The 16,361-nt window shown below is 65.8% G+C and carries 13 protein-coding genes; 3 read left to right on the top strand and 10 right to left on the bottom strand.

Features of this window, described 5'->3' with window-relative positions; translation table 11 throughout:
• Nucleotides 1-79: 79 nt before the first annotated feature.
• Both ACFO0J_RS06660 and ACFO0J_RS06655 read right to left on the bottom strand, forming a co-directional pair.
• Entirely contained in the window at nucleotides 80-2,752 is a 2,673-nt protein-coding gene (locus ACFO0J_RS06660; protein ID WP_376812269.1) for a bifunctional diguanylate cyclase/phosphodiesterase, read from the bottom strand.
• 102 nt (nucleotides 2,753-2,854) lie between these two features.
• Complete coding sequence (locus tag ACFO0J_RS06655; protein WP_376812268.1) at nucleotides 2,855-3,397, bottom strand: DUF2478 domain-containing protein; 543 nt, start codon at nucleotides 3,395-3,397, stop codon at nucleotides 2,855-2,857.
• A gap of 150 nt (nucleotides 3,398-3,547) precedes the next feature.
• Between ACFO0J_RS06655 and ACFO0J_RS06650 the strand changes: the two genes are divergently transcribed.
• Entirely contained in the window at nucleotides 3,548-4,048 is a 501-nt protein-coding gene (locus ACFO0J_RS06650) for a GAF domain-containing protein (protein ID WP_376812267.1), read from the top strand.
• Here the strand turns inward: ACFO0J_RS06650 and ACFO0J_RS06645 are convergent.
• The 7 genes from ACFO0J_RS06645 to ACFO0J_RS06615 form a co-directional block, all read right to left on the bottom strand.
• Nucleotides 4,045-5,124 carry a tartrate dehydrogenase gene (locus ACFO0J_RS06645; RefSeq protein WP_376812266.1) on the bottom strand — a complete coding sequence of 360 codons (1,080 nt, stop codon included), beginning with the start codon at nucleotides 5,122-5,124 and terminating at the stop codon, nucleotides 4,045-4,047. The genes ACFO0J_RS06650 and ACFO0J_RS06645 overlap by 4 nt on opposite strands.
• A 48-nt stretch (nucleotides 5,125-5,172) precedes the next feature.
• The gene (locus ACFO0J_RS06640; protein WP_376812265.1) at nucleotides 5,173-6,177 is read right to left on the bottom strand and encodes an asparaginase; all 1,005 of its coding nucleotides are present in this window, start codon (nucleotides 6,175-6,177) and stop codon (nucleotides 5,173-5,175) included.
• Nucleotides 6,174-6,944 (bottom strand): 2-amino-5-chloromuconate deaminase CnbZ, encoded by a 771-nt coding sequence (gene cnbZ / locus ACFO0J_RS06635; RefSeq protein WP_376812264.1) that lies wholly within the window; start codon nucleotides 6,942-6,944, stop codon nucleotides 6,174-6,176. The genes ACFO0J_RS06640 and cnbZ overlap by 4 nt, the downstream gene beginning before the upstream one ends.
• An 82-nt stretch (nucleotides 6,945-7,026) precedes the next feature.
• The gene (locus ACFO0J_RS06630) at nucleotides 7,027-8,301 is read right to left on the bottom strand and encodes a TRAP transporter large permease (RefSeq protein ID WP_376812263.1); all 1,275 of its coding nucleotides are present in this window, start codon (nucleotides 8,299-8,301) and stop codon (nucleotides 7,027-7,029) included.
• Between the two features lie 45 nt (nucleotides 8,302-8,346).
• Nucleotides 8,347-8,859, bottom strand: coding sequence for a TRAP transporter small permease (locus ACFO0J_RS06625; RefSeq protein WP_376812262.1), 513 nt, complete (start codon nucleotides 8,857-8,859; stop codon nucleotides 8,347-8,349).
• Between the two features lie 39 nt (nucleotides 8,860-8,898).
• The gene (locus ACFO0J_RS06620) at nucleotides 8,899-9,894 is read right to left on the bottom strand and encodes a TRAP transporter substrate-binding protein (protein ID WP_376812261.1); all 996 of its coding nucleotides are present in this window, start codon (nucleotides 9,892-9,894) and stop codon (nucleotides 8,899-8,901) included.
• A 50-nt stretch (nucleotides 9,895-9,944) separates the two neighbouring features.
• A complete protein-coding gene (locus tag ACFO0J_RS06615; RefSeq protein ID WP_376812260.1) occupies nucleotides 9,945-11,342 on the bottom strand; it encodes an amidase in 1,398 nt (465 codons plus the stop codon).
• Between the two features lie 143 nt (nucleotides 11,343-11,485).
• On the opposite strand from ACFO0J_RS06615, the gene ACFO0J_RS06610 reads away from it, so the two are divergent.
• Complete coding sequence (locus ACFO0J_RS06610) at nucleotides 11,486-12,394, top strand: LysR substrate-binding domain-containing protein (RefSeq protein WP_376812259.1); 909 nt, start codon at nucleotides 11,486-11,488, stop codon at nucleotides 12,392-12,394.
• Between the two features lie 19 nt (nucleotides 12,395-12,413).
• On the opposite strand, the gene ACFO0J_RS06605 is transcribed toward ACFO0J_RS06610, so the two are convergent.
• Nucleotides 12,414-13,538 carry a fimbria/pilus outer membrane usher protein gene (locus ACFO0J_RS06605; protein WP_376812258.1) on the bottom strand — a complete coding sequence of 375 codons (1,125 nt, stop codon included), beginning with the start codon at nucleotides 13,536-13,538 and terminating at the stop codon, nucleotides 12,414-12,416.
• Between the two features lie 257 nt (nucleotides 13,539-13,795).
• On the opposite strand from ACFO0J_RS06605, the gene ACFO0J_RS06600 reads away from it, so the two are divergent.
• The gene (locus ACFO0J_RS06600; RefSeq protein WP_376812257.1) at nucleotides 13,796-16,261 is read left to right on the top strand and encodes a ribonucleoside-diphosphate reductase subunit alpha; all 2,466 of its coding nucleotides are present in this window, start codon (nucleotides 13,796-13,798) and stop codon (nucleotides 16,259-16,261) included.
• Nucleotides 16,262-16,361: the final 100 nt, after the last annotated feature.

Here is a 16,361-nt window from a genome sequence, read left to right as displayed (position 1 = left end):
GAAGACACGATTGATAGCACGTTTCCCGACCGTGCCAGTCGACCCGCGTCAATGAAACGCCAGATACGGCCCGTAGCGGTCAGCGATCGCGCAGCCAGGCCACGGCGCTGGACTCGGCCGCGGGGCGCCCGATGAAATAACCCTGGCCGACGTCGCAGCCCATGCCCCACAGCAGGTCCAGCGTTTCCCGCGTCTCGATGCCCTCGGCGATCACCGTCAGGCCGAGGGTGTGGCTCATCTCGATGATGGAGCGCACGATGGCGCGCATGTCGGCGTCGGCGGCCATGCCGGCCACGAAGGACTGGTCGATCTTCAGCGCGTCGACGGGCAGCCGGTGCAGATAGGCGAACGAGGAATAGCCGGTGCCGAAATCGTCGATCGACAGCCGCACCCCCAGGGCATGCAAAGCATGCAGGCTGTCCAGCGCCCGGGCGGGATCAGCCATGATGGCGCTTTCCGTGACTTCGAGCTCCAGCAGCGCGGGATCCAGCCCATGGCGCCGCAGCGCATCCAGGACCTGTCGGGGGAACGCCCCGTCCAGCAGATTCCGGGCGGAGACGTTCACCGCCATGCCGACACCGGGATGGATGGCCTGCAGCCGGGCGCAACAGGCCACGGCCTGATCGACGACCCAAAGCGTAAAGGGATGGATCAGGTCGCTGACCTCGATCACCGGGATGAAGCGGCCCGGCGGAATCAGGCCCTGTTCGGGATGCTGCCAGCGGACCAGCGCCTCGAAGCCCATCGGCGCGCCCCGGGTCTGCTCGCCGCCGTTCAGGAAAATCTTGGGCTGCAGATGCAGCAGGAACTGGCCCTGCGCCAGCGCCGCACGCAGTTCGCCCCGCAGCAGCAGGTGGTCCTGGACGCTGACGCTGTCCTGAGGGTTGAACACGGCGATCCCCAGGCCGTCGCGCTTGGCGCGGCGCATGGCCGTGTCGGCACAGCGGACCAGTTCATCGGGGTCGCGGGCGTGTCCGGGATGAAGGGCCAGGCCGAAGCTGCAACTGATGCGGATCTGCAGTTCGTTCAACGCAAACGGTTCGCGCAGCACCGACAGCAGGACGAGCACTTTCGCCCGGGCCTGATCCTCGTTCCCCGTGTCCAGCAAGAAGGCGAATTCGTCGCTGCCCAACCGGGCCAGCGCGCACGACGCGTCCAGCAGTCCATCGAGCCGCTGCGCGACCGCCTGGAGCAAACGGTCGCCCGCTTCGTGCCCCAGCGCCACGTTGACCTCCTTGAAGCCATCCAGATTGGACATGACCAGCGTCCAGGGCGTCTCGGGGTCCTGTTCCACGCGCGCCTGCAGGCGCCGCAGGATCTCGCCCCGGTTCAACAGTCCGGTCAGGGGGTCGTGCGCGGCCTGGTAGGCCAGCGCCCGCTGCTGCGCCCGGCGCTCGCTGATGTCCAGGAAGGTCACCAGGCAGAACTCCAGCCGACCGTCCTGCCAGATCGGATAGGACCAGTATTCGGCCGGAAAACAGGTGCCGTCGCGGCGCCACAGGACCTCGTCGTCCACGTGTATCCCCTGCCCCTGCTCAAGCGCCAGATGCATGCGGCATTCTTCGATGGGATAGGGGCGGCCGTCCTCGTGCTGGTAGTGAATCAGCTTGTGGAAGTGCTGTCCCACCAACTGGTCGGGATGGTCGTAGCCCAGCAGATGCGCACAAGCCTGGTTGGCAAAGATGCAGCAACCCGTCGCATCCAGCCCGTAGATGGCTTCCGCCGTGACGTCCATCAACTGGCTGATCAGACGCTCGCGTTCCCGCAAACCACGGCTCAGCATCTCGCGCTCGGTCAGATCCTGCACGGTCGCCCACTGCATCAGGTTCCAGGCCGCCAGCACCGCCACGCACAGCAGCAGCGCGATGAAGAACACCCCGATCCACAGCGCGCGGCGCGCCTCGGCGTAGAGCGTCGAGTCCAGCACTTCGTAGCGCACCGACAACCCGTGCGGATCGTCCCGGGGGCCGGCCGTCATGGACAACACGGTCCAGCGGCGGCCGTCCGCGTCCTGATACGAGTCGCGCACCAGATCGGCCGACTCGACGGGATGCGGATCCAGCCGTTCGCCCAAGTGATTGGCATCATCCGGCACGCTCTGCAGCACGTGCCCCTCGCGGTCCAGAATCCACAGGCGCCCGCCGGGCAGCAAATTGGGCATGGCCGCACTGGCCCGCAAATAGCCCAGGTTCATGCCTCCGAAGACCACGCCGCTATTGACCCCCGAATCCCCCGGCACGCGCGTCGCCAGCACGATCGTGGGCAGATTGGACATCCGCCCGATGATGAAGCCGCTCAGCGTGACCTCGGCCTGCTCGATGGCCTTGCGGAAATAGGTCCGATCGCCAAGATAGGCGCCGTTGGGGTCCGGGTCGGGCAGGCCCGAGCAGACCTGATAGCCGCGGGCGTCGGTCACGCCCAGGTTCAGGTAGCGCGGCAAGCGCCCCAGCAGGAACGCCAGGTATCCGCGGCATTCGCCCCAGCGCTCCTGGCGCAGGATGGGAGAGTTCGCCAGGGTGTGGAGCACGTCGCTGGCATCGTTGATCAGCGCCCGGTCGTAGGCCGCCGTCATGCTGACCAGAGTTTCGGCCTCGCGCTCGTTTTCGCTCGCCAGGCTTTGATACTGATACCAGACGTAGTAGCCCAGGCCGCCAAGGATTGGCACGATGGCCGCCAGGACCGCCAGGAACAGGCGGGCCCGAAGGCTGTCGAGCAATCTGGCGCGAAGACCCGTGCCGCGAGAATCGGACAAACCGCGCCTCCCTTGCGTGTCATGTCCGGCGCCAGGAAATGTGCCGTCAAGGGAAAATATACACGGAACCGGCGGGAATCAATCCGCCGAGGACAGACCGACTTAGCCAGCCACGCCGACGATCACGCCCGCTCGACACACCCGGGCGCCCCACGCGTGCAGCCGATCGGCATCCACGGGCAGTTCGACGCCCAGGCCGCCGGTAAAGCGCCGCCAGTCCTCCAGGAATTCGCCGGCGACGATGGTCAGCACCGGGACGCCTTCCGCCATCAGGGCCAGGAATTCCGCGGCGAAACCGCCGCCGCCCGCCTCCTGGCGGCCATACCGGCTGACCACCACGAGGTCCGGGCGGCCGTCCCCGGCCGGACGCAGCGCGGCGCTGGCAGCCGCCAGCCGGAACACATCCAGGCAGCACGCCTGCGAGCCCGCGCCCAGATCCTGAAAAATATGGAATATCTCGCCGGTCCGGACGTCCCGCAAGCCGCGCCGGGACCGGGGCGCGCCGACGGCGCCCGGCTCCGTCACGAGGCCGCGCACATCCAGCCCCGCATGCGACTGACGCTCGACGAAGGCTCGCATCAAGGCATCGGCCCCATCCCCGTGCTCATGCACAAGGGCGGCGATCGGCAGTTCGGCGGTATCCATGGGCGGTTCTCCTGACGTCAGAGACAGGATAAGCCAGGCGGGCCCCGATGCGCTATATAGTGACAGTGATAGCGATCATCACGTGATCCCCAGGCCGACGGACAGCCGCCCTACAATAGGGTTTTCTCTCTTCATGCTCCCGGAATCCAGATGTTCCATTTCGCCCCCCAGACCTACGCCAGCAAAGCGGAACACTACGCCGACCTGGCCGCCCAGGCGCACGGCCTGATTTCGGGGGAACCCGACCTGATCGCCAACGCAGCCAATTTCAGCGCGCTGGTGTTCGACAGCCTGCCGCAACTGAACTGGGCGGGCTTCTACTTGTACGACGGCACGGAACTGGTGGTCGGCCCCTTCCAGGGCAAACCCGCCTGCATCCGCATCGCCATCGGTTCCGGCGTCTGCGGCACCGCCGCCCAGACCCGCCGGACCCAGGTCGTGCGCGACGTCAACGCCTTCGCGGGACACATCCCCTGCGACTCGGCCTCGCAATCGGAGATCGTCGTGCCGCTGGTGCGCGCGGACGGCTCGCTGCTGGGCGTCTGGGACGTCGACAGCCCCGTCACGGGCCGCTTCGACGAAGACGACCAGCGCGGCATGGAAGCCCTGTGCCGGGTCTTCATGGATGAGATCGGAGCCGCCTCGCGCTAACCCAGACGCTCCGCAATCGCGCGACCCATCTCGGTCGTGTTCGCCGAACCGCCCAGATCGCGGGTGTGCGGACCGTGTTCCAGCACCTGCTCGATGGCCGTCATCAGCTCGCCCGCGGCGGCCTGGCAGGCGGCATCCCGCTCGCCCAGGAATTCCAGCATCATCTGGGCCGACCAGATCATACCCACCGGATTGGCGATGTTCTGCCCGTAGATATCGGGCGCCGAGCCATGCACCGGCTCGAACAGCGAGGGGAAGCGGCGCTCGGGATTGAGGTTGGCGGACGGGGCGATGCCGATCGTGCCGGTGCAGGCCGGCCCCAGGTCGGACAGGATGTCGCCGAACAGGTTCGAGGCCACCACCACGTCGAAACGCTGCGGCTGCAGCACGAAACGCGCGCACAGAATGTCGATGTGGTGCTTGTCCCAGGCCACGTCCGGATAATGTTCTGCCATCGCCTGCAGCCGTTCGTCCCAATACGGCATGCTGATCGCCACGCCGTTGGACTTCGTGGCCGAGGTCAGCGCGCGCCGGGGGCGCCGCCGTGCCAGTTCAAAAGCGTACCTCAGCACGCGGTCGATCCCATGGCGGGAAAAGACCGACTCCTGGATCACGATCTCGCGTTCGGTGCCCGCGTACATCCGGCCGCCCAGGTTGGTGTATTCACCCTCGGTGTTCTCGCGCACTACCAGGAAATCGATCTCGCCCGGCTTGCGGCCCGCCAGGGGCGCCGGCACGCCGGGCATCTGCCGCACGGGCCGCAGATTGATGTACTGGTCGAACTCGCGGCGGAATTTCAGCAGCGAGCCCCACAGAGACACATGATCGGGGATCACGTCGGGCCAACCCACCGCCCCGAACAGGATCGCGTCGAACCCCTGCAGGCGCTCGAACCAGTCGGCGGGCAGCATGTCGCCATGCTGCTGCCAATAGTCGGCGCTGGCCCAATCCAGAGGCTCGAACCGCAGGTCCAGGCCGTGCCGGCGCTGCAGGGCGTCCAGCGCGCGCAGCGCCTCGGGCATGACTTCCTTGCCGATCCCGTCCCCGGGAATCACGGCGATATTGAATGTGTGCATGATGTCGTGTACGTCAATAGTGATCAAAAAGCGGGGGAGGCGCCCGGTTCAAGCGTCGCGGTCGGCGCCCCATCCAAACAGCGGCCGGAGGGCGTCGCGGTCGGCCCGGCCGCCCAGGCAGGCCAGCGCCAGCATCAGCCGCATGCGCGCCTTGCGCGCGGACAGGCCGCTGACACCCAGGGCGCCCGCCTCCTGCACACTATGCAGCGAACCCGGATATTCGTAGCAAGGCAGGACCGCCCCATGCAGCGTGGCGCTGCACACCAGCACCGCGATACCCGCACGGGTGGCCCGCTCGACTTCGGGCACCCAGGAGGGCGGCACCTGGCCGCGTCCCGTGCCTTCCAGCACGATCCCCGGCACACCCGCATCGATCAGGGCGCGCAGCGCAAGGGGGCTGGCCCCCAGACTGGCGGCTGCGATCTCGACCTGAGGCAAGGCGCCGAATGAAGCCTGCAGCAAAGGCTGACGCCGGGGCTGCTGATAGAGATGCACGTCCTGGCCATCGACAAAGCCCAGGCAGCCCAGTCCGGGGGATTCGAAGCCATTGAGCTGAAAACTGCTGGCCTTGCGCACGAACGCAGCCGAGTGGACGGTCTCGTTGAACACCACCAGCACGCCCAGCCCCCGGCACTGGGGCGAGGCGGCGGTCCGGATGGCATCCCGCAAGTTCGTATAGGCGTCGGTGCCCGGCGCATGCGGCACGCGCTGCGAGCCCGTCACGACGAGGACGACATCGCGCGTCTGCACGCCGCATTCCAGAAAGTAAGCCGTATCTTCCAGCGTATCGGTGCCGTGGGTGACGACGATGCCGTCGACCCCGCCCGCGGCGATCAGCCGCTGGCACTCGGCGCGCAGCACCTGAAGATCTTCCGGCGATACGGCGTTGCTGGCCTTCTGGAACAAGGAATGCGCCTCGACCTGGAGGTCCTCGATCCCGGGCACCGGGCGCAGCAACTCCGCCCCCGGCAGCGCACCCGCGACGTTGCGGCCTTCGGGGCCCGGCCGGCTGGCAATGGTCCCGCCGGTGGTCAGGACAACGACGCGCCTCATACGGCTTCGACCGGCAGGACGCGTTCCAGCAGGACGCGGCGGCAGTCCATTTCGAATTCCATGTCCACCACCGGCGGGCGGACGAAGTGCCATGTCAGACCCAGACGCATCGCGCCCCGGCGCGCGAACTCGTCCTCCAGGAACGGATGCGGATCGTGCACGAGGTAGAGTTGCGAACTGGTGCAGTCGTCCCAGGCATACCCCAGCACCCGCATGCGCCGTTCCATTTCACCGAGCACCCAACGAGCTTTTTCGCGCATGCCTGCGGGCGAGATGTCCTGATAGGCGATCAGGTGGTCCTTGTAGTTGGCATGCCCTTCGGGCACCTCGCTGCTGCCGGCGACGACGAAGCTGCGCTCGTCGACGTCGCTGGGCACGGTGTAGCTGAAGGCGTAAAAGGACGGCACGGCCGGCGGGTCCACCTGCGGGCAGACATTGCTGCGCGGCACAGGATTGACCGTATCACTGGCAATGCCCCAGGCCTGCAACGTCCCGACGTACTCGGTATTGAAGCGCACGAAGCCTTCCTCGGAGAACTGCCCCGGCGAGCGCAGCTCGCAGCCGCACAGCGCAGTCAAGGGGCGGCCTTCGGCCTGCAGGCATTGCGCGATGCGCTCGAAGCCTTCGGTCAGCGGCACGGGGCGGGAAAACACCACACGCCGGATCGCATAGCCGGGCATCGCGGCGGCGCCGCCCGAATACTGCATGACGCCGCTGGGTACGTAGCGGTAATTGCCTGCGGCAAAGATTTCAGCCTGTTGTTCCATCGTGAATCCTCCTGTCGGGACATTCATGCTACGGCGGACCCTCGACCACTGGAAGGCCCGCGGACTGCGCCCATCAGAGCGCTCAATACATCAGCTTGGGCAAGGCCAGGCTGAACCAGGGTACGTAGGTGATGATGATCAACGCGACCACCATCAGGACGATGGTCGGCAGCGCCGCCCGGAACACCTGGAACAGCGTCATCCCTGAAATCGACATGGCCACGAACAGGTTCAGCCCGACGGGCGGCGTCAACATGCCGACCGACAGATTCACCAGCGTGATGATGCCGAAGTGGATGGGGTCCACGCCGACCTGGGCGGCAATGGGCTGCATCAGGGGCGCCAGCACGATGATGGCCGAGGCGCTGTCCAGGAACATGCCCGCCACCAGCATGATCAGATTGAACAGCATCAGGATGATGATCGGCGAAGTCGTCCCGGACAGGACCTCGGCGGCGAGCTTGGTGGGTGCTCCGGTGCTCGCCAGGATCCAGGAAAACGCCGAGGCGCCCGCCGTGATCAGCAGCAGGGTGCCCGACAGCACACCGGAGTTCTTCAGAATCGTCAGCGTGGCCGACAGCGAGATCGTGCGATAGATCACGGCCCCCACGAACCAGCCGTACAGGCAGGCCGCTGCTGCGGATTCCGTCGGCGTGAACAGCCCGGAATAGATACCGCCCAGCAGCAGCACGGGCAGGCCCAGCCCCCATAGCGACCGGCTGACGGCTTCGCCGATCTGCTTCAGGCTGGGAAAGGGCTCGCGCGGATAGCGGCGCAGCGTCGCATACCAGCAGCAGTACACGATCAGCAGGGTCGCAATCAGAATGGCCGGCAGCACGCCTGCGGCGAACAGCTTGCCCACCGAGGATCCGGTGACCGAGCCATAGATGATCAGGGCGATGCTGGGCGGTACGATCGGGCCCAGCGTGCCGGCCGTGGTGATCAGGCCGATGGCGAAGAATTTGTTGTAGCCGGCCGCCACCAGCGCCGGATACATGATGCTGCCGATGGCGATCACGGTCGCGGGGCTGGACCCCGAGATCGAGCCGAAGAACAGGCAGGCCAGCACCGTGGCGGCGGCCATCCCGCCCGGCAGCCAGCCGATCAGGGCGCGGGCCAGGCCGATGAGCCGGTCCGACAGGCCGCCGATGCGCATCAGTTCGGCGGCCAGGATGAAGAAGGGGATGGACATCAGGGAAAAGTTGTTCATCCCCGAGAACATACGCATGGGCACGACCAGCGGGTCGATCGTGCCGAAGCTCTTGAGCGCCAGCGCCACGGCCAGCGCCAGAGAGGCGAAGATCGGCAGGCCGAACAGCAGCAAGACGAAGAAAATGGGAACCAGAGCGGCAATCATGGGATCTCTCTATCCGTTTATACGAAGGTCCAGGATCGGCCGGGCTCAGCCCGCCGAGCTCATGCCCAGGCTCAGAGGCTTGTATTCCTTGCCCGTGATCATGCACCACAGGATCCACAGGTATCTCAGTCCCATGCAGGTGCCCGAGATCGGAATGACCATGTAGATATAGCCGACCGGAACGCGCATGGCCGGAGACAACTGGTTCATGTTCAGCGTGTTGATGGCCAGGCGCCCGCCGTAATAGAGCAGCACCCCGGCGAACATCAGGCCCAGGATGTTGGCCAGATACAGCAGCCCCCGGGCCAGCCGGGGGCCCACCAGCAGGGGCAGCACCTCGACGCAGATGTGGGCCGCGTAGCGCACGCCCATGCTGCAGGTCAGGAAGCTCATCATGATGAGCGCGTACAGCACGGTCTCCTCGGACCAGTACAGCGAGTTGTTGAACACGTAGCGGGCGATGACCTGGAGGATGGCCACGCACGTGGCCACCAGCATCAGCGCGATCATGGCAAACGACTCGATGCGGTCGAGGCACCGATTGATTCCTGCAAGCATGGGCGTCTCCTGAAAAGGATCGGGTCAGTTCAGATCGGCTCAGTTCACTGCGGCGGCCTTGATCGCGCGCTGCAGCAATTCCGGCGTGATGTTGGCTTCAAACTGCTTGTAGATCGGCTTGGAGCTTTCGATGAACTTCTGGCGCCCCTCGTCCGTCAGCTCGACGATCTGGATCTGGCCCTTGATTTTCTCCAGGATCTTGCCCTCGTCTTCCCGGGTCAGCTCACGGCCGTAATCCCGCGCAACGTCGAAGGCGTCGGCCATGACCTTCTGCAGATCCGCCGGCAGGGATTCCCAGGCGCCCTTGTTCATCACGGCGGCGTAGTTGTGATACACATGACTGGTCAGGGTCATGTATTTCTGCACCTCGTAGAATTTCATCGAATCGATGTTGGCCAGCGGATTTTCCTGGCCCTCGACCACGCCCTGCTGCAGGCCGTTATAGACCTCGGTGTACGCCATGGCCGTAGGGTTGGCGCCCCAGGCCCGGTAGGTCGCCAGGATGGCCGGCGCCTGCAGGGTGCGCATCTTGATGTTCTTCAGGTCCGCGGGCTCGTTGATCGGGCGGATGTTGTTGGTGATGTTGCGAAAGCCGGCGCCCCAGTAGTTCACGCCATGCAGACCGCTCTTCTCCAGCGTGTCCAGCAGTTCACGGCCCACTTCGCCGTCCAGCAACTGCTTCATCGACTGCTCGCCCTGGATCAGGTAGGGCAGGTCGTACAGATACATCTTGGGCTCGAAGTTGGCCAGGTTGCCGGTCGGCGGAATCGCGATGTGCACCAGGCCCATCTGGGTCTGCTCGATGATTTCCACGTCACCGCCCAACTGCGCGGCGGGCCGGACATTGATTTCAATGCGGCCGTTGGAGTTCTTCTCGACTTCCTCCTTGAACTTGACCGCAGCGCGCGCATTGGGCGTCTGCTCGGTCAGCACGTGAGCGAAGGTAAAGGTGTAATCCGCTGCCAGAACCGGCGAAGCGCTGATCAGGGCGCCGGCAATGGCCAGGGACAGCTTGGCGATAGGGAAACGGGTCATGTCTCACTCCTTATGGATTCGATGGGGGGGTAATGCACAGAAGGAACAGCTCACTGCAGAAAATCGGGGGCGCCCAGCACATCGGCGGGCTTGCCCAAATGGGACTCGATCAACAGGGCGGCCGCCAACAGGCGCTCTTCGGCCCACGGCGCAGCCATCAACTGCAGCCCCACCGGCAGGCCCTGGGCATCCAGCCCGATCGGCAACGTCACGGCACACAGGCCCAGCAGATTGGCAATGCTGGTGTTGCGCAGCACGAGCATATTGGCGTGGCGGTAGGCCTCGGGGTCTTGAAGCGCGTCCAGGCGCGGCGGCGTGACGGCCACGGTCGGCGTCACCAGCACGTCCGCCGTGCGGAACACGGGCAGCGCCCGTTGCGCGGCCTCGCGCAGGGCACGCACCCGCAGCAGATAATCGACTGAAGACAAGGACGCGGCGCCTTCGACGCGCAAGCGCACCACCGGATCCAGGCGATCCATCCGACCGGGCAGCTCGGCCTTCAGAAAGGCGCAGAACTCGGGGGCCGCCAGCCCGCCCTGACGGAAGATATCGTAAGCGTCGTTGCAGCCAGGCAATTCAGCACCGCGCACGGACGCGCCCAGGGCCGCCAGTTGCGTCATGGCCCGGTCGTAGACCGCCACCACGGCGGGATCGGCCCCGTCCAGGAAGAACGCATCCACCCGGCCCAGGCGCAGGCCGGACAGCGCCTCCGGCGCGATGATCGGCGCCGGCGCACGGCCCAAGCCCTGTTCGATGGCGCGGAAGCCGAACACCAGGTCCTCCACCGAACGCGCCAGAATGCCCGGCGTATCCAGGCTGGGGGACAGGGGCACGATGCCTTCCTGCGGCCAGCGGCCATGCGTCAGCTTCAAACCGGCCTGGCCAGTCACCGAGGCGGGAATCCGCACGGAACCTGCTGTATCCGTACCCAGGGCCAGCACGGCGGAACCCTGCGCCAGCGAGACGCCCGCTCCCGAACTGGAGCCCCCGGGAATGCGATGCTCCGCGACCTTCCAGGGATTGCGCGGCGTACCCCAATGGGCATTCACGCCGATGCCGCCGAACGCGAACTCCACGGTATGGGTCTTGCCCATGACCGGCACCAATTGGCGCTCCAGCCCGGCCATCAGCGGACCAGGCTGTTCCCAGGCCGCCCCCAGCGCCTCGACCGAACCGGCAAAGGTGGGCAGGCCGCGCACGGCATACAAGTCCTTGACCGACACCGGCAAGCCCATGAGCGGCCCCAGATCGACACCGCGCGCCAGCAACTGATCCGCCAGGCCCGCCGTGACGGCAGCGCCCTCGCCGTTCCAGGTCTTGTAAGCCTGCAGAACCGGTTCATGCCGTTGATGGTTGTCCGCACAGCACCGCGCCAGGTCGGCGGCAGACCATTCCCCCCGGCGCAGGCCGCCGCTCAGTTGCTCGAGAGAAAGACGCGTCAAATCCATGGATACCCCCCTGCCCATTGCACGCCGCGATCCGGACCCTGAGGCCATCAGCCGCGGCTTTTTCATTTCTGATTTCCCAGGGAATATATAAAGAAGATTTCCGTCCTACAATTCCCATTTCGTTAAAACAGTTTTTATGTACCATGAAAGAAAACCTGACCATCGACGCGCTGCGGGTGTTCTGTGAAGCCGCCCGATCGCAGAATTTTTCCCAGGCGGCGCGGATGCTGGGCAGTTCCCCCGCCTACATCACGAAGCACATCAAGCTGCTGGAATCCGAGCTGGACACCTTGCTGTTCCACCGCACCACCCGCCAGGTGGCGCTCACCGAACAGGGCGAACAGGCCCATGCCATGGCCTTGCGGATCCTGGAAGACGTGGAACAACTGCACGACCGGATCGCCCAGTTCAAGAGCGAACCCCGAGGCGTGCTGCGAGTCTCGACCAGCATGGGTTTCGGCCGCCAGGTCGTGGCTCCCGCCCTGGCCGATTTTTCCCTGCGCCACCCTGCCATCCAAGTCAAGCTCGACATCCTCGACCAGTTGGTCGACATGGCCAAGGAGCAGTACGACCTGGACATCCGCATCGGGGACATGATTGATCCGAACTACATCGCCCGCCCTCTGGCGCACAACCATCGCATTCTGTGTGCCGCGCCGTCCTACCTGGAACGGCACGGCCGGCCCCGGAAACTGCTGGATATCACGCGCCACAATTGCCTGATCGTGCGTGAACGCGACCACCCGGTGGGCCTCTGGGCGCTGTCGCGCAAGGACGTCATCACCAACGTCAAGGTCAGCGGCTCCCTGATCACCAATCATGGAGAGATCGCCCTGGCTTGGGCGCTGGCGGGCCACGGCATCGTCCTGCGTTCGCTCTGGGATGCCCGCAAGCATCTGGAGACGGGCGCGCTTGTCCACATCCTGCCGAGCTATCGGCAGAACGCCGGCATCTGGGCGGTCTACCCGCAGCGGCTGGATAACTCCGCCAAGGTCAAAGCCTGTATCGAACACCTGCAGGCGTATTTTTCGCCCCGCAGGGCGGAGCCCTGAGGCCGGCGCCCCCGTGCGGCTAATCCAGCGGCAAGGAAAAGCGCGCCCCCAGGCCATAGTCCCCGGAGCTCAGGTTGCGGTTCGTCTCCAGGCGCACCCGCAGATAGGGGCCGTAACGGAAACCGTGGGTCAGGCCGACCCGTTCGTCCAGCCCGCCTCCGGCGTCCACCCGCCGCTCGAACGAGCCGCTGATCGAACCCCAGCGGCCTGCCGCCCAATCGATCTGCCATTGGTTGCTGACGCAGTCGCAGCCGGCGTCGCCACCGTACGTGGCCAGATCGGCGTAGCCCGGCCCCTGGCGCGCGTTCACCCAGGACAGATCCAGGCCCGGCACCAGGCCCAGGGTATAACCCAGATGGCGGCGCCAGCCCTCGGCCAGCGCCTGACGTGACCGGGAGGCCCCGAACTGCCAGGCGCCCGCCCCGCCCATGGCGTATTCGCCGCCCAGGCCCAGCGCCGTCATATCCTGTGCGCTTTGCAGCCGCGACCCCAGGGTCAGGTCGCGATCCAGCGCATAGCGCGTGGCGGCATCGACCCCCATCGGGCCATAGGCCAGATCACCCGCCGCGGCGGCGCGGCCGGCCGTGCCGTCCAGGGCGCCGGCCGCCACGGCATAGTCCCAGGAACCAGCCTGCAGACGCCCGGAGGGCACGGACCGGGACACGCCCACCCCTGCCAGACGCACGGACCGTCCCCAGTCCGGTGCGCCCGACCCCGTATTGCCCAGCGTCACGCGATATCCGGCGGAACTGCGGTAACGCCAGTTGTGCGCCCCCAGGGACCAGGTATCCAGGCCGCCGGAGGCCAGGGGGCCGAGACCGCCCGGCCCGGCTACCGCATCGGCCGGTCCGCCGAACCAGCGCAAGCGGGTCCCGTCCGGCCGGTATCCGTAGCCCACCATGGCGGAGCCGTCGAGGAGCAGCAGGTCGTAGCGCATGCCCGGGGACGGGTCCGGATCAGATGCGCCGACGCCCGCGTCCGGCGGCACGTCGGACGCGATGTCGCGGGGCACGTCAGGGACGGCGTAGCGTTGGGGGGCCAGATCGATGAGCGCCGGATCGGCCGGCTGCCAGGCCTGGGCCGGTACGGGACCGGCGGCGCCCAGCAAGGCCGACGCAGCCAGCAACCGGACGATTCGATTCATGGGATGACGCACGGGGTGCCCGGGCGAGCCGTACGGGACGGGCCCAGGCGGTGAGATCCAGGGATTGCGCGGCGCGGAAAACACGCCGCAACGCCTCTAAAGCGGTCCAGGGTATCACGTCGCGGGGGCCTCTGAAACCCTCAAAACGTTACAGTGAGGAAATTTGAAACCGCGCTTGATCACACCATATATTGTGTTTATGATTTGAAGCTGCACTACATGTAGAAAACAAAGCCACTCCCCAAGGACAGCCCGCTGTGATCAAGAACATCGTCAAGCGCGACGGACGCATCGAACCCTATATCCCCAGCAAGCTCAACGGCTGGGGACGCTGGGCCGCCGCCAATCTGGGCCAGAAGGTCGACTGGAGCAGCATCGTCCTGCAGGCCGTCAGCACCATGCCCGAGACGGTTTCGACCGCCGATCTGCAGGAAAAACTGATCCAGAACTGCCTGGACAAGGACACCTGGTCCTACTACCTGATGGCCGGCCGGCTGTACGCGTCCCATCTGCACAAGATCATCCACGGCGCCGGCATCCCGACCGTCAAGGCGTTGCACGAGCACATGATCGCCGACGGGGTGATGGTGCGCATGCACTACTCCGACGCCGAATACGAGCAGATCGAGTCCTTCATCAACCACGAGCAGGACTACGACACGCCGCACTTCTCGCTGCACTACATCCGCAAAAAGTACAGCCTGCAGAACCGCGTCACCCGCCAGGAATACGAAACCCAGCAGTTCGTCTACATGCGCATGGCCATGGCCCTGTCGGAAAACGAACCTGCCGAGCGCCGGATCGACCTGGTGCGCCGCTTCTACACCGAATTCTCCGCCAAGCGGATCTCGGCGCCCACGCCCAACTACGTGAACCTGGGCACCAAGCTGCGCGGCTTCGCCTCGTGCTGCCTGTACGTGGTGGATGACAACGAAGCGTCCCTGGCCATCGGCGACCACATCGCCTACCGCATGACGGCCGCTTCGGCCGGCATCGGCAGCCACCTGATCACCCGCAGCAAAGGAGATCCGGTGCGCGGCGGCCTGATCCAGCACCAGGGCAAGCTGCCCTACCTGGCCTCCCTGGGCAAAGCCGTCCACGCCAATATGCAGGCCGGACGCGGCGGCGCCTGCACCACCTACTATTCCGGCTTCGACCCCGAAGCCGAGGTCATCGCCTACCTGCGCAACCCGCGCAGCACCGAAGACCGCAAGAACCGCGACCTGCACTACGCGCTGGTCACCAACAAGCTGTTCGCCGAAAAGGCCGCCCGCAACGAGGAAGCCTTCTCGTTCAACGTGCGCACCGCCCCCGAGCTGACCCGGCTGTTCTTCGGCCCCGACTCGGCCGCCTTCAAGCGCGAATACGAGCGCCTGGAACGCGATCCGTCCTTCAAGAAAGAAACCTTCAAGCCGCGCGACCTGATCCTGACCTCGCTGAACGAGGCGCTGGAAACCGGGGTGGCCTACCTGGCCAACATCGACGAGATGAACCGCCACACGCCCTTCAAGGAACCCATCCACTCCAGCAATCTGTGCCTGGAAATCAGCGAGCCCAACCGTCCCTATCAGGACATGCAGGATCTGTATTCCAACCAGGAAGTGGGCCTGATCACGGTCGAACTGGCCGACGGCGCGACGCAGACCTTCAATTTCAACGCCGCGCTGACCGTCGCGGTCGCCGACTCCACCTTGCCGCGCGTCATCTTCGCCGGCGAACTGAAGGCGGGCGACGACATCCTGTCCGACGAGCCGGGCAAGGGCGGCCGGGTCGCCCGCGTGGTCGAGGTTCACGAAGAACCCGAAATCGCCCTGTGCTCTCTGGGGGCCATCGCCTATGACGCCATCGGCGAGGCCGATGACGAGACCTACCAGGAGGCGATGTACCTGACGTTGAAGATGATCGATTACTGCATCCTCAACTCGCACTACGTGCTGCCCCACGTGGCCGTGACCGCCAAGGCGCGCATGAACGCCGGCGTGGGCCTGATGGGCGTGGCCACCCACATGGCGCGCAAAGGCCTGCGCTACGACACCGCCGAGGGCCGCGAAGAACTGCACCGCATCGCCGAGCGCCACATGTACCACGCCATCCGGGCCTCGCTGCGCATCAGCAAGGAACGCGGCGTCGCGCCCTGGATGCACAAGACCCGCTGGCCTGACGGCTGGCTGCCGATCGACACCTACAACCGCAACGTCGACGAACTGGGCGACTTCCAGAACTGCTACGACTGGGAAGCCCTGCGCACCGAGATCATGCAGAACGGCGGGATCGGCCATTCCTGCCTGGTGGCGTACATGCCGGGCGAATCGTCCTCCAAGGCGCTGGGCAAGCCCAATTCGCTCTACCCCGTGCGCGACATCACGCTGAACAAGACCGACGGCTCGGTCACGATCCGCTGGGCCGCGCCCGACAGCGACAATCCGGCCTACTTCTACCAGTCGGCCTGGGACATTTCCGAAGTCGACATGATCAAGGCCTACGCGGTGTTCCAGAAGTTCACCGACCAGGGGATCTCGGCCGACCTGTGGCGCCGCATCAAGGACGACGACAAGGTCTCCAGCCGGGAACTGCTGACCCACTACTTCGCCATGGTGAAGTACGGCATGAAGACCCGCTACTACTACAACTCGAACGTGGCATCGGACAAGACGCTGGACAACGCCGGCAGCATCCATGACCACATCGAGGACAAGGTCGTCTGCGAAAGCTGCACGATGTAAGGTGACAAGGCCCCTCCGGGGGCCCGCTTCAAGCCGGCCTCAAGCCCGCCCATCCGGGCGTGCTGGCCGCCCTATCGACACGCATCTCCCGGCCCCGGAC

Origin of the sequence: Castellaniella hirudinis, assembly GCF_042651965.1 — a bacterium.
GTDB classification, from domain to species: Bacteria; Pseudomonadota; Gammaproteobacteria; order Burkholderiales; family Burkholderiaceae_B; genus Castellaniella; species Castellaniella hirudinis.
Note: the sequence above shows the minus strand (reverse complement) of the source record. Positions and strands in the feature narration are given on the sequence as shown.